The sequence below is a fragment of the Candidatus Rokuibacteriota bacterium genome, assembly GCA_016188005.1.
Lineage (GTDB): Bacteria > Methylomirabilota > Methylomirabilia > Rokubacteriales > CSP1-6 > UBA12499.
In genome coordinates, this window is record JACPIQ010000087.1 from 1 (window position 1) to 13,895 (window position 13,895).

Here is a 13,895-nt window from a genome sequence, read left to right on the forward strand (position 1 = left end):
AGTCCTCGCTCGCCTTCGATACCATCTACGCCGAGGGGCAGCGGCGCTACGTGGAGTCGCTCTCCGCCTACGCGCGGCAGTTCCTCGAGCAGATGGAGAAGCCCGACGTGGACGCCATCGAGGGGCTGTCGCCGGCCATCTCCATCGAGCAGAAGACCACATCGAAGAACCCGCGCTCGACGGTGGGCACCGTCACCGAGATCTACGACTACCTGCGGGTGCTCTTCGCGCGGCTCGGCATCCCCCACTGTCCCCAGTGCGCGAGACCCATCTCCGCCCAGACCGTCCAGCAGATGGTCGACCGCGTGCTCGCGCTTCCCGCAGGGAGCCGGCTCCTGGTCCTGGCGCCGGTGGTCCGGGGGCGCAAGGGCGAGTATCGCAAGCTCTTCTTCGACCTCAAGCGCCAGGGCTACGTCCGTGTGCGCGTGAACGGGCAGATCCGGGAGCTGGCGGAAGAGATCGAGCTGGCGAAGACCCGGAAGCACACCATCGAGGTCGTGGTGGACCGGATCATCCTCCGGGACGGCGTCGGCACGCGGCTGGCTGACTCGCTGGAGACGGCCCTGCGCCTGGCCGACGGGTTCGCCCAGGTGGAGGCGGTAGATGGCCCGGCCATGCTCTTCTCCGAGCGCCTGGCCTGCGCCGCTTGTGGCATCTCCTCCCCGGAGGTTTCCCCGCGGATGTTCTCGTTCAACAGCCCGTACGGAGCCTGCCCCGAGTGCGGCGGCATCGGCGCGCGCCACGAGGTGGATCCCGCCTGCGTGGTCCCCGATGGTCGCAAGACCCTCGGCCAGGGGGCGCTCCTTCCCTGGGCGGGGCAGGCGGGTGGGTCCTTCAGGCGGACGCTCGAGGCGTTGGCGCGACGCCACCGCGTGAGCCTCACCACACCGTGGGAGACCCTGCCCAGGAAGACGCGCGACCTGATCCTCCACGGCGAGACCGACGGCGAGTTCGAGGGTGTGCTGAAGATCCTGGCCCGCCGGTACCGGGAGACGCTGTCCGAGGAGGCCCGGCAGGACGTGGAGCGCTTCATGACCCTCCAGGACTGTCCAGCCTGCCGGGGCGCGCGGCTGCGTCCGGAGGCGCTGGCGGTGAAGGTCGGCGGGCGTTCCATCGCGGAGGTCGTCCGGCTGCCCATCAAGGCGGCGGCCGACTTCTTCGACGGGCTCACCCTGTCGGAGCGCGAGGCGGCCATCGCGCGGCGGGTGCTCAAGGAGATCCGCGAGCGCCTGGGCTTCCTCTCGGCGGTGGGGCTCGACTACCTCACTCTCGACCGCGCCGCAGCCACCCTGTCCGGCGGCGAGGGGCAGCGCATCCGCCTGGCGACTCAGATCGGGTCGAGCCTCGTGGGGGTGCTCTACATCCTGGACGAGCCCTCCATCGGCCTCCACCAGCGGGACAACCGGCGGCTCCTCGACACGCTCAAGCGGTTGCGGGACCTCGGCAACACCGTGCTCGTCGTGGAGCACGACGAGGAGACCATCCGTTCGGCGGACTACGTCGTGGACCTGGGACCGGGCGCGGGCGAGCACGGCGGCCACGTGGTCGCCGTGGGAACGCCCGACGAGATCATGGGTAATCCCGCCTCGCTCACCGGCCGCTTCCTCGCCGGAGCCGAGCGGATCGCCCTGCCCCCGCAGCGGCGGAAGCCAGGCGGGAAGCTCCTCACCATCCACAACCCCCGCGAGCACAACCTCAAGGGCATGCCCGTCCGGATCCCGCTGGGCGTCTTCACGTGCATCACCGGGGTGTCGGGCTCCGGGAAGTCCACCCTCGTCAACGACATCCTGTACCGGGCGCTCGCCCAGATGCTCCACCGCGCCCAGGAGCGCCCCGGCGCCCACGACCGCGTCGAGGGCGCCCAGCACCTCGACAAGGTCATCGACATCGACCAGTCACCGATCGGGCGAACGCCGCGCTCGAACCCGGCCACCTACACCGGCGTGTTCACCCTGATCCGCTCGCTGATGGCGCGGACCGCGGACGCCCGGATGCGCGGCTACCAGCCGGGGCGCTTCTCCTTCAACGTCAAGGGGGGGCGCTGCGAGGCCTGCCAGGGCGACGGGCTGGTGAAGATCGAGATGCACTTCCTCCCCGACGTGTACGTGACGTGCGAGGTGTGCAAGGCGAAGCGGTACAACCGGGAGACGCTGGAGGTCCGCTACAAGAGCAAGAACATCGCCGAGGTGCTCGACATGACCGTGGCCGAGGCGCTCGAGTTCTTCGCGCCCGTGCCGCCGATCAAGCAGAAGCTCCGGACGCTGCACGACGTGGGACTGGACTACATCCGGCTCGGCCAGTCCGCCACGACGCTGTCCGGGGGCGAAGCCCAACGCGTGAAGCTCGCCACCGAGCTCAGCCGCCGGGCCACAGGCCGGACGCTCTACATCCTGGACGAGCCCACGACGGGACTCCACTTCGCCGACATCCGGCGGTTGCTGGAGGTGCTCAACGCACTGGTGGACCAGGGCAACACCGTGGTGATCATCGAGCACAACCTGGACGTCATCAAGACCGCCGACTGGATCATCGATCTGGGGCCGGAGGGGGGTGATGATGGCGGACGGGTCATCGCCACCGGCACGCCGGAGGAGGTGGGCGCCCGGAGCGACCGCTCCTACACCGGCCAGTTCCTCCAGCGCGTCCTGGCCCGGGCTGACTCGACCTGAGATCGCGCGTGGGGCATCGAAGGGCGCGAGGATGCGGCGGGGGCGGGCGTGGCGAAGCCCGGGTGCCCGCCCCAGGTGAAAGATGAGGCGCACCAAGATCGTCTGCACCATCGGGCCCGCCAGCGCGGGTCGCGACGTGCTCCACCGGCTCGTGGCCGCGGGGATGGACGTCGCCCGCCTCAATTTCTCCCACGGCACTCAGGCCGAGCACGCCGAGGCGATCCGGGCGATCCGGGACGGAGAGGAGCAGTGGGGGCGGCCCGTCACCATCGTCCAGGATCTCCAGGGTCCCAAGGTGCGCCTGGGCAAGTTCGCCGGCGGCCGCGCCTGGCTCGAGGCCGGGGCGACCTTCACGCTGACCGCGGCGCCCGCGCCCGGCACGGCTGCGGGCGCGAGCCTCTCCCATCCGGAGCTCCTGCCCCTGCTCCGGCCCGGGGACCCCGTGTGGATGGACGACGGGATGATCCAGCTCACCGTCGAGGAGGCGAGCGAGCGCGAGGCCCGCTGCCGCGTCATCGCCGGCGGCTGGGTCTCGGAGCACAAGGGCGTCGCCCTGCCGCGGTTCCCTGCGCCCCTGTCCTGCCTCACGGTGAAGGACCGCGAGGACCTGACCTTCGGCGTCGCGCACGGTGTGGACTACGTGGCCGTCTCCTTCGTGCGGTCCGCGGAGGACATCCAGGAAGTGCGGCGGCTCCTGAACGAGCAGGGGGCGAGCCTCCCCATCATCGCCAAGCTCGAGCGCGCGGAGGTCGTGGACAAGGTCCCCGCCATCCTGCCGCTGGTCGATGCGGTCATGGTGGCCCGGGGTGATCTGGGCGTCGAGGTTCCGCTGGAGGAGGTGCCGGTCATCCAGAAGGACGTCATCCGGCAGGCGCGCCTCGCCCGGGTGCCGGTCATCGTGGCGACGCAGATGCTCGAGTCCATGGTGAGCCACGTGCGGCCCACACGGGCCGAGGTCAGCGATGTGGCGACCGCCATCTTCGACGGGGCCGACGCCATCATGCTCTCGGCCGAGACCGCCACGGGCCGCTACCCGGTGGAGGCGGTCCAGGTCATGGCGCGCATCGCCGAGCGCGCGGAGCGCGCGGCCCAGGCCCGCGGAGTGGAGCGGCGGCGCGCCGAGGTGCCCGGGTTCTCGGAGGCGGTGGCCGAGGCCGCCTGCCACTCGGCGCGCGTCCTGCGGGCCAAGGCCATCGTCGCCTTCACCCAGTCGGGGTTCAGCGCCAGGCTCATGTCGGAGGAGCGGCCGGAGGTGCCCATCGTGGCGCTCACGCCGTTCCCCGAGGTGCAGCGCCGGCTGGGTCTCTGCTGGGGGGTGAGCGCGCGGCTGGTCCGCAAGGTGGAGACGACGGACGCGATGATCGAGGAGATCGAGGCGACCCTGCTCGGGGATGGGACGGTGCGCACGGACGACGTGGTGGTGATCGTCTCCGGCGCGCCCCTCTGGGTAACCGGCACCACGAACCTACTGAAGTTCCACCGCGTTGGAGACAGGAGGTAACCGAGACCGCCATGGCTCACGAAGCGATCCTCTATGACGTGACGGACGGAGTGGCGACCATCACCCTCAACCGCCCCGAGGCGTACAACGCGCTGAACCTGACGCTGGGGCGGGAGGTGTTCCACGCCACGCTCGAGGCCGACGAGAGCCGGGAGGTGCGCTGTATCGTCTTCACCGGCGCCGGCAAGGCCTTCTGCGCGGGGGGAGACGTCAAGGACTTCGCCGACAGCGGGGAGCGCATCGGCGTCCTCGTCAAGGAGCTGACCACCTACCTCCACGGCGCGGTGTCGCGGCTGGCCCGGTCCATGAAGCCGGTGATCATGGCCGTCAACGGGGTGGCCGCGGGCGGCGGCATGAGCTTCGCGCTGTCCGGGGACCTGGTCGTGGCGGCGGAGTCGGCGCGGTTCAGCATGGCCTACTCGCGCATCGCGGCCTCCCCCGACGGGTCGGCCTCGTACTTCCTCCCCCGCCTCATCGGGCTGCGCCGGGCCATGGAGCTGTACTTCACCAACCGTGTCCTCTCCGCCCGCGAGGCGCTGGAGTGGGGGCTCGTCACTCGCGTCCACCCCGACGTGGAGTTTCCCGCGGCGGTGACAGCCCTGGCCCGCGAGCTCGCCCAGGGGCCAACGCTGGCCTTCGGGCGCGCGAAGGCGCTCTTCCACCAGTCCACCTGGGAGAGCCTCGAGACCCAGATGGAGCTCGAGGCCCAGGCCATCGCGGCCAGCGGCCACACCGAGGACTTCCGCAACGGGGTCGTGGCCTTCGCCCGGAAGCAGCCGGTCAGCTTCAAGGGCCGGTAGTGGCGGGCGTTGCAGCTGGCGTCCTCCTGCTCCTCCTGCTGATCCTGGGGCCGAGCGGGGACGGCGCGGCCTGGCCATTTCCGCTGGGCGGGACCTCGGGGAACCGCCTCGCCGCGGGGAAGGGGAGCTTCCCGCGCTGGCAGGCCTTGGCGCTGCCCACCGAGTCGCCCCTCCGCTGGCTCGTGGTGCTGTCCCGGCGGCGGCTCGCCGCGGTGGATCGCGATGGGACGGTGTGGATGTTCGAGGTCGGTCGGGCCGGCATCACCGTGGCGGCCCGCTACGGGGAGGTCGCGAGCCCGGACGGGCCGCCGGCGGTGGTGGGGCTCGACCGTGCGAGGAGCGGGCTCACGCTGGTGGCTCCCGACGGGCGCCTCGTCGTGTGGAGCGACGGTGCGCTCCGGAGCTATGACGTCGGCACGCCCCTGTCCCGCCTGGCCGTGCCGACGCCGCTCGCGCTGGGCAACGGCGAGTGGGACGATCTCCTGGCGGTGGCCGCCGACGGCGCCGTCCTGCTGATCGGCAACCTGCCGGCGGGGCCGCGGGTGATCTCCCGTGTGGACGTTCACGCGCTTCCCGACGCCCGGATCGCGGTGGCGGATCTGGACGGCGACGGCACCCCCGAGGCCGTCGTGCTGTCGGACCCCACGGAGCGGTACGCCCATGGCGCTCTCGGGGACAGCGTCGAGGCCGCGAGCGTCACGGTGATCGGTCTGTCGCCCAGCGGCCTGTTCATCCGCGCGCGCCACGCGGTCCCGGCCCCGGCGGTGATCGAGGACCTGGCGCCAGTTATCGCGCGGGTGGGCGAGGGCGTGCGGCCGCTGATGATGGTCGTTCGGAGCTCGGCCCAGCGGGGCGCCGCGGTGGTGGCGTTCGGCTGGAAGGACGGCGGGCTCGAGCTGCTGGCCGAAGGCCCGGCGGCCGGGCGGGGCCTGCGCCGGACACACGTGCTGGGCGTCGCGAACTTCTCGGGGGAGGGGCCCCCGGAGATCGTCGCCGTGCACACGCCGCATCTCGGCGGGGTGCTCACCGCCTACCGGAGGCGGGGGAGCGCCCTGATCCCCGTCGCCCAGGCCTCGGGCTATGCCTCGCATCTCTTCGGCTCGCGCAACCAGGACCAGGCGCTCATTGCCGACTTCGATGGCAACGGCCGCCCCGAGGTGGTGCTGCCGCGACAGTCTCGCGAGGCCCTCGCCGGGCTCGAGCTCGAGGCCGGGCGCTTCGCCGAGCGCTGGAGCCTCAGGCTGGGAAGCCGGATCGAGTCGAACCTGGCGGCTGCCGATCTCTCGGGGGACGGGCTCGTGGATCTGGCCGTCGCCGACGGACGGGTGCTGCGTGTCTTCCTGAGCGTCAGGTAGTGGTACCCTGACCGGCGTGTTGCCTCCCCGCGCGCGCCTGTTCTATCGCCCCGGCTGAAGCAGCTGCGCCAGGACAAAGGAGCTCCTCTCGTCCTGGGGAGTCGAGGTCGACCCCGTCAACGTGGAAGGCAATCCCGCGGGCCAGGCCGAGCTGGAGCGCCTCGGCATCCGCCTCGTGCCGGCCGTCGCCGTCGGCGCGCGCGCCGTCCACGGCTGGAATCCCGAGGGCTATGCCGCCCTGCTGGGCGTGGAGTACCGCCCGGCGCCGAGGCTCGCCCCGGCTGCGCTGGCCGCGCGCCTCGATCGTATTCTCGCCACGGCGGAGCGCCTGGTGGCCTGCCTGCCGGAGCCGCTCATGGGGTGGAAGCCGCCCCAGCGGGACCGGAGCCTGCGAGACCTCGGCTACCATCTCTTCCGCGTGGGACTCGCCTTCGCCGACGCGATGCATTCGGGGGCCCTCCCCGAGGGGTGGCTCCAGGAGACAGCGCCCGCCGGCCTGAGTGACGGTCCCGCCCTGGCACGGTATGCAGCGCTGGTGCGCGAGCGGCTCACGGGATGGTTCGAGGGCGCCGGCGGCGGCGAGTACGAGCGCGTGATCTCCGTCTACTACGGGCCGCAGTCGGGCCACGATCTGCTCGAGCGGACCACCTGGCATGCCGCCCAGCACCTCCGCCAGCTCCACGCCCTCGCGATTGCGTGCGGCATCACACCCCCCGATCCTCTGCCCGTCGCCGACTTCGAGGGGCTGCCGCTGCCCGCGAGCCTCTGGTGAGGTGGCCGCCGGCGGCGGTGTCGGTCATGTTTACACCGCTGCACACCAGGCTCCGGGGCTCAGCCGGAAGTGCCGTTGCCACCGAGTGTTTTGCCCCAGGCCCACCAATTGCATCTCCGCCAGAGGTAGGGCGCGAATGGTGCCGGCCGCTATTGACAGTGCCGTGGGCCTGAGCCAGAATTCCCCCTGCGGCCGGCAGCGGGTGGCGCCGGGATTCAGTGGCAGGGCCGCGACGCGCCGAGTCGAGGAGGCGCGGGCGGAAGCGGCCACCGGACGATGGTGGATGGAGCTGTTCCGCGGGAACGGAGCAGCGCGGAGGACGGAGATGAGATGGCCAGGCACCCTCGCCCGCGCGCGGGCAGTGGTTCTCTCAGCGCTTCTGCTGGGGATCTGGGCGGGCGTCGGGGTCGCGGCGACCATCACTCCCGAGTCGGGAACGATGGAGGCCAGCATCATCTCGCCGATCTCGATTCCTGCGGTCGCCGCCTTCGACGTGCGGGGGACGATGTCGTTCATGGTGAGCGCGCCGGGATCGGTCGGATTCGCGCTGCTCACGGACATGTTCGATCTCGCGACCCCGGCCCCATTCCCCAACAGCGCCCTGCTGGGGCTCAACCTCGGGTTCGGCGAGCATGCCGTCGTCGTCTTCGACGCGAGCGAGCTCGAGGTCACCGACGGCTTCATGACCGTGCCGGCCACGGGCATCCCCGTCGGACCGGTCAGCGACCCTGCGCTGTCGGCCTTCCTGGGTCCGCTGGTATTCGGGTTCCGCTTCGATGGCGCGGGGTCGGCGTTCGATTTCGAGCATGACACCGCTTTCCTCAACTTCGACCTCGTCTCGGTGGGTCAGGTCCCGGCCCCCGGCAGTCTCGTCCTGCTCGTCCTGGGGGCGATGGCCACGGCTCGCGCGGCAGCCCGCGGCCGGCGCCGATAATCCTTCATCCCGCCCCCGCACCGCCGGCGTGGTGGAGACCGCGGCATTCGCGCCGGTTTCGGCCCGAGGTGGGCGGGCGGGAGCGCGGGGCCCGTGCGGGCCGGGTCGTGAGACGGGGTGACGCGTGCAGTCTATCGCCTGGCTTGCGGTGCGCTGCCTGGTCGGGTTCGATGCCCTGCTCCTGGCCTGGGTCGTCGCGTGGTTCTGGACGCCGCGCTTTCCCGGCCTGGCTGCCGAGTTCGTTTCTCTCCTGCTGATCGTACCGGCCTGGATCGGGCTCTACCGCTACTTCGGACTCTACGAGTCGCACCGCGTCGAGGGGGGCGGCGGAGCCGTGCGTGCGCTCGCGACGGCCCAGATCTCGGGGTTCCTGGGGTTCGCGGCGCTGTTCTGGGGCGCGGGTCGCCCCGAACGAGCCGGCGACCTCGCCTGGATCGCGGCGGCCTCGACCCTGGCCCTCGGCCTTCCGCGCCTGGCGCTGTACGCGACCATGCGCCATCTGCGGAGTCGCGGCTTCGACGCCCGGAACGTCCTCGTGATCGGGAGCTGGGAGGCCGCGACGGAGATGTCGCGCCGCTTCCGGCGCCGGCCCGACTGGGGCCTCCGGGTCGCATGCGTGGGGATCGGCCAGCCGGCCGGGCGGAAGTACTGCGCGTACTCATCCGGCGAGCCGCTCGAGTCGAGCCTCGAGGATCTGTTGCGCCACCATGTGATCGAGGACGTCTTGGTCGCCGTGCCGCCGGAGGAGCTCGGCGCCGAGGCGCCCACCCTCCGGCTCCTCGAGCGGTCCGGGATCGTGTGCCGGATCCTGTTACGACCGACGCCTGCGGCCGAGACTCCCGAGTCCCGGGTGGAGCCGTTCCATGGCGAGGTCAGCCTCGTGCTGGGGGCCCCCGAGCCGCGCCCCGGTGCTCTGCTGGCCAAGCGCGCCATGGATCTCGCGGTCGGGGGCACCATGCTGCTCGCCTGCGCTCCCGTCATGCTCGTCGCGGCGGCGCTGATCAAGCTCTCCTCGACGGGGCCCGTGATCTTCCGGCAGACCAGGGCCGGGCTCCACGGGCGCGCGTTCACCATGTACAAGTTCCGGACCATGGTGGCGGGGGCCGAGGCCCTGTTGCCCGCCTTCGCCTCCCGGAGCGTCACGGGCGGGCCGGTCTTCAAGGACCCCCGCGATGTCCGCATCACGCCCGTCGGGCGGCTCCTGCGGCGGTGCAGCCTCGACGAGCTGCCGCAGCTCATCAACGTCCTCAAGGGCGAGATGAGCCTGGTGGGGCCGCGGCCCCTGCCCGTCCGCGAGGCCGTGGCCGTCTCCGACGCCCATCGCCGGCGCTTCCGGATGAAGCCGGGTCTCACGTGCCTGTGGCAGGTGAATGGGCGGAGTGAGGTGAAGTACGCCGCCTGGATGAACTACGATCTGCAGTACGTGGACACCTGGTCGGTCTGGCTCGACGCCAAGCTGCTGCTGCGAACCATCCCCGCTGTGCTGTCCGGGCGCGGGGCCTGCTGAGCGGAAGTCCGCCCATGGAGAGGAACGGCACGACGGACCTGAACGTGGTGATTCTCTGCGGCGGCAAGGGGACCCGCTCGTACCCGTTCAGCGAGTACTTCCCGAAAGTGATGATGCCCATCGCCGGCACGCCCATCCTGGTCCACCTCATGCGCCTGTACGCCGACCAGGGCGTGACGCGCTTCGTGCTGGCGGCCGGCCACCGCCAGGAGATCCTCTTCGACTACTTCGCGGACCGCTTCCAGGACTGGGACGTCCACATCGTGGATACAGGCGCCGAGTCGGACACGGGTGAACGCCTTCGCCGCTGCGCGCCCCACGTGGGCGAGACATTCTTCGCGACATACGGTGACGGGCTCGGGGACGTGGATCTCGGCGCGCTCCTGGCCTTCCACAAGGCGACCGGCGGGCTCGCCACCGTGACCTCCGTGTCCCTGCGATCACAGTACGGTCTCGTGGTCTTCGATGGCAGCCAGCGCGTGCAGTCCTTCCGGGAGAAGCCCGTGGTTCCGGGCTTCTGGATCAACGCGGGCTTCTTCGTGCTGGACCGCCGCGTCTTCGAGCACTGGGAGGGGCAGAATCTCGAGCAAGAGGTCCTGCCCAGCCTGGCGGCGAAGGGCCTCCTCCACACCTACCTCCACACCGGCTTCTGGAAGTCCATGGACACGAGCAAGGACCAGCAGGAGATGGAGAGGCTCTACAACGGCGGCACGCCGCCCTGGGTGCTGGTGCCCGGGCGGCGGCGGCCCGGCGGGCTGCCGAGGGCATGAGGTCCCCGGAGCGCAGGAGGTTCTGGGACGGCCGACCGGTACTCGTCACCGGCGCAACGGGCTTCATGGGGGGCTGGCTCACGCGGAGCCTGGTCGAGCGTGATGCCGACGTGGTGGTCCTCGTGCGCGACCGGTCGCCGCTGAGTCTCCTGGCCCGGGAGGGGTGGTGTTCGCGGGTCACCGTCGTCAGCGGAGCCGTGGAGGATCGCGACCTCCTGCGGCGAACGATGGCCGAGTACGCGGTGGACACCGTCTTTCACCTCGCGGCGCAGCCGCTCGTGGGCGTCGCCAAGGCCGACCCGGTCGGGACGCTCGAGGTCAACGTCCGCGGGACGTGGAATGTGCTCGAGGCGGCGCGGCTGGCCCCGGCGAGACAGATCGTGGTCGCCTCGTCCGACAAGGCCTACGGGGAGAGCGCGACCCTCCCGTACCGCGAGACGCACCCGCTCCAGGGGCAGTACCCCTATGACGTCTCCAAGAGTTGCGCGGACCTGATCTGCGCGATGTACGCAAGGACCTACGGGCAGGCCGTCGCCGTGACCCGCTGCGCGAACGTCTTCGGCGGCGGAGACTTCAACCTGAGCCGCACCATCCCGGGGGTGATCCGGTCCGCGCACCGGGGCGAGCGCTTCGTGGTTCGCAGCGACGGCCAGTTCGTCCGCGACCTCCTCTACGCCGGGGACGCGGCGGCCGCGTACCTCCTCCTGGCCGAGCGCCTGACGGAAGATCCCGGCCTCAGGGGCGAGGCGTTCAACTTCGGTCTCGGGATCCGCCTGACCGTGCTGGAGCTGGTGCGCAAGGTGCTCACGCTCATGGACCGGTCCGATCTCGAGCCCGTGATCCTGAACCAGGCCAGCGCCGAGATCCGCGAGCAGTACCTCGACTGCGACAAGGCGCATCGGGTGCTGGGATGGGCGCCGGCCTGGAGCCTCGACGAGGCCCTCCGCGAGACCATCGCGTGGTACGTGGCGTTCTACCAGGACCCGCTCGGAGGGGGGCGTGGCGCCGCGTGAAGGTGGCCCTGTACTATCCGTGGATCTACCTCACGAGCGGGGCCGAGCGACTCATCCTCGAACTCACCGCCCGAAGCCGCCACGAATGGACGCTCTTCACCAGCCACTACGATCCTGAGCACACCTTCCCGGGCTTCCGGGAGCGTCGGATCGTGGAGCTGCCGCGGGTCAGTGTCGGCCGCCGGCTGGGCGCCGTGCTCCTGGCCGGCTGGCGGATCCTGACCCAGCGCCTCCCGACGGACACCTACGACGCGCTCCTTGTCGTCTGCGAGGGGCTGGGAGATCTCGCGGTCTTCCGCAACGGCGGTCGGCCGGTGCTCTGCTGTTGCCTCACCCCGCTCCGGATGGCCTTCGATCCCGGCTACCAGGCCCGCGTGCTCGAGCGGAGCGGGCTGGCGGGGCGCCTCGCTCTCCGGGTGGCCGCGGTGTTCTTCCGCTGGATCGACCGGCGGGCGTGGCGGCGCTACCGGCACGTATTCTTCATCAGCCGGGAAGCCGAGCGGCGCGCGGTGGGGGGCGGGTTGCGGCCATCGGGAGGGACCGAGATCCTGCATCCCGGGGCGGGCATCGCGGCGGCGCGGCCGGGCGAGGCCTTCGAGCCGTTCTTTCTCGTGGCCGGGCGGATCATGTGGACGAAGAACGTCGAGCTCGGGATCCGCGCATTCCAGCGCTTCCGGGCGCTCCGGCCGGCGCTCGACCGGTTCCGCCTGGTCATCGCGGGGATCGTGGACGACAAGAGCCGGCCGTACCTGACCCGGCTGCGCGCCCTGGCCGAAGACGACCCGCGGATCGAGTTCCGGCTCTTCCCGACCGACGCGGCCCTCGCCGAGCTCTACGCGACCTGCTACGGCGTCCTCTTCACCCCGTTCAACGAGGACTGGGGCATGGTGCCGCTCGAGGCCATGGCCTTCGGCAAGCCGGTGGTCGCCGTCAACTGCGGCGGCCCCCTCGAGAGCATCCAGGACGGGATCCAGGGGTTCCTCGCTCCCGCGGAGCCCGAGGCGTTCGCCGAGCGCATGGCGCGGCTGGCCGACGATCCCGCCGAAGCGGCGCGGATGGGGCGGGCCGGGGTGGAGCGCGCGCGCGCCTTCTCCTGGGAGATCTTCGCCGCCCGCATCGACCACGTGGTCGAGACCGTGGCAGCAGCCCCGGCGCCCGCCGCGCGCGGCCGCGACGAGGACTCCCCGGTGGGGGGGCCGGGACGCGCCCCGGCGGCTCCCCGATGATCCGGTCCGGCGGAGCGCGCGCCGCCGGCGTCGGCGCCCCGAGAGATCGTGTCTCGCGGCGACCCCGTCGCGAGCGCCAGAAATTCGATGTGGACCCAGCCGGCCGTTTAAGAGTAGCGTGCAATGGCCCGGTCGCCGGCGTTCCGCCAGCCCGGGTCGGCGTCGACAGCGGGCCCGGGGCCATCTCTCAGCCCGGGCGCACCCCCCCTTCGGGGAGCAGGACTACGGGATGGTCGGACAGACGGTGATGCGCCGGTACCCGCGGCCTCCTCGGGCGCGGGGCGGCGCCCGGCACCAGGGAGGTCCCGCGAGATGAGCCGCGCGCGGCCCGCCTGGCCGCTGCTGGCCAGCGCCCTCCTCCTGGTGGCCGGCGCCGTGCTGGGGGCGCTCGCGTGGGCCGCGGCGGCCCCTGCCCAGGAGCCCCGCCGGCCCGAGGTGCCCGAGGCGATGATCGAGCGGCTCCGCGCCATGCCGAAGGCCGCCAGCGGGGCCACCTACGTGCTCCAGCCCCATGACGAGATCGAGATCCGGGTCTTCAACCTGCCGGAGCTGACCCAGACCGTGATGATCCGGCCCGACGGGAGGATCTCGCTCTTCTTCCTCGACGACGTGCAAGCCGCGGGGCTCGGCGTGACACAGCTCAGGGCGCGGCTCGCCGAGGCGTATGGCAAGCACTTCCGCAACCCGGAGGTCAACGTCATCGTCAAGGGCTTCGCCGGGCAGACGGTCTACGTCGGAGGCGAAGTGCAACAGCCGGGACTCATCGCCCTCGTGGGGAGCCTCACCGCCGCCGGGGCCGTCATCAAGGCGGGGGGGTTCAAGGAGATCGCCAAGACGACTGCCGTCGTCGTCCTCCGCGACTCCGGCACGTCGCAGCCGACCATGCTGGACGTGGACCTGGAAGGTGTCCTCCGACGGGGGCAGCCGGACGTGCTGCTGCAGCCCGGAGATGTCGTCTTCGTGCCCCGCGCGACGCTCCACGTCTACGTCGGCGGCGAGGTGACCCAGCCGGGCCTGGTCACCCTGCAGGGACGGCTGTCCCTCGCCGCGGCGGTCATCAAGGCCGGCGGGATGAAGCCCACGGCCGCCCTCAAGACCGTCGTCCTGATGCGTGACGCGGGGGGGGGGAAGCCGAGCGTCCAGACGGTGGACCTCGCCGCCATCCTGGCCGACGGCCTGGCCGACGTTCCTCTCGAGCCCTTCGACGTGGTGTACGTACCGCAGTCCACCATCGCCAAGGTCAACCAGTTCTTCGACCAGTACGTCCGACAGCTGCTGCCCATCTCGCTCAACGCCGGCTTCAGCTACGTGATGGGGTCGGGGCTCGCGCCCTAGCGCCATGGAGCGC

Annotated in this window: 10 protein-coding genes and 1 pseudogene; all 11 read left to right on the forward strand. The window is 71.5% G+C overall.

Annotation, left to right across the window (positions count from 1 at the left end; translation table 11 throughout):
* Positions 1-2,669, forward strand: a 2,669-nt coding sequence (gene uvrA, locus HYV93_17685; GenBank protein ID MBI2527802.1) for an excinuclease ABC subunit UvrA, incomplete at its 5' end; no start/stop codon positions are given.
* Between the two features lie 82 nt (positions 2,670-2,751).
* Positions 2,752-4,170, forward strand: a pseudogene (gene pyk / locus HYV93_17690) (pyruvate kinase).
* 11 nt (positions 4,171-4,181) lie between these two features.
* Positions 4,182-4,970, forward strand: a complete 789-nt coding sequence (locus tag HYV93_17695; GenBank protein ID MBI2527803.1) for an enoyl-CoA hydratase/isomerase family protein — start codon at positions 4,182-4,184, stop codon at positions 4,968-4,970.
* Entirely contained in the window at positions 4,970-6,325 is a 1,356-nt protein-coding gene (locus HYV93_17700) for a VCBS repeat-containing protein (GenBank protein MBI2527804.1), read from the forward strand. Before HYV93_17695 ends, HYV93_17700 begins: the two co-directional genes overlap by 1 nt.
* Before the next feature lie 121 nt (positions 6,326-6,446).
* Positions 6,447-7,097, forward strand: a complete 651-nt coding sequence (locus tag HYV93_17705; GenBank protein ID MBI2527805.1) for a DinB family protein — start codon at positions 6,447-6,449, stop codon at positions 7,095-7,097.
* A gap of 325 nt (positions 7,098-7,422) precedes the next feature.
* Positions 7,423-8,031 carry a hypothetical protein gene (locus HYV93_17710; GenBank protein ID MBI2527806.1) on the forward strand — a complete coding sequence of 203 codons (609 nt, stop codon included), beginning with the start codon at positions 7,423-7,425 and terminating at the stop codon, positions 8,029-8,031.
* A 124-nt stretch (positions 8,032-8,155) separates the two neighbouring features.
* On the forward strand, positions 8,156-9,538 hold the full coding sequence (locus HYV93_17715; protein MBI2527807.1) for a sugar transferase: 1,383 nt from the start codon (positions 8,156-8,158) through the stop codon (positions 9,536-9,538).
* A gap of 14 nt (positions 9,539-9,552) precedes the next feature.
* Positions 9,553-10,308 (forward strand): NTP transferase domain-containing protein, encoded by a 756-nt coding sequence (locus HYV93_17720; GenBank protein MBI2527808.1) that lies wholly within the window; start codon positions 9,553-9,555, stop codon positions 10,306-10,308.
* The gene (locus HYV93_17725) at positions 10,305-11,321 is read left to right on the forward strand and encodes a GDP-mannose 4,6-dehydratase (GenBank protein ID MBI2527809.1); all 1,017 of its coding nucleotides are present in this window, start codon (positions 10,305-10,307) and stop codon (positions 11,319-11,321) included. Before HYV93_17720 ends, HYV93_17725 begins: the two co-directional genes overlap by 4 nt.
* On the forward strand, positions 11,318-12,547 hold the full coding sequence (locus HYV93_17730; GenBank protein ID MBI2527810.1) for a glycosyltransferase: 1,230 nt from the start codon (positions 11,318-11,320) through the stop codon (positions 12,545-12,547). Before HYV93_17725 ends, HYV93_17730 begins: the two co-directional genes overlap by 4 nt.
* Positions 12,548-12,859: 312 nt before the next feature.
* Positions 12,860-13,882, forward strand: a complete 1,023-nt coding sequence (locus HYV93_17735) for a polysaccharide biosynthesis/export family protein (protein ID MBI2527811.1) — start codon at positions 12,860-12,862, stop codon at positions 13,880-13,882.
* Positions 13,883-13,895 lie beyond the last annotated feature (13 nt).

Bases quoted from the DNA above. Each gene is read 5' to 3' on its own strand.
- HYV93_17695 (MBI2527803.1), top strand. From the start codon at position 4,182: ATGGCTCACGAAGCGATCCTCTATGACGTGACGGACGGAGTGGCGACC.
- HYV93_17710 (MBI2527806.1), top strand. From the start codon at position 7,423: ATGAGATGGCCAGGCACCCTCGCCCGCGCGCGGGCAGTGGTTCTCTCA.
- HYV93_17720 (MBI2527808.1), top strand. From the start codon at position 9,553: ATGGAGAGGAACGGCACGACGGACCTGAACGTGGTGATTCTCTGCGGC.
- HYV93_17725 (MBI2527809.1), top strand. From the start codon at position 10,305: ATGAGGTCCCCGGAGCGCAGGAGGTTCTGGGACGGCCGACCGGTACTC.
- HYV93_17735 (MBI2527811.1), top strand. From the start codon at position 12,860: ATGAGCCGCGCGCGGCCCGCCTGGCCGCTGCTGGCCAGCGCCCTCCTC.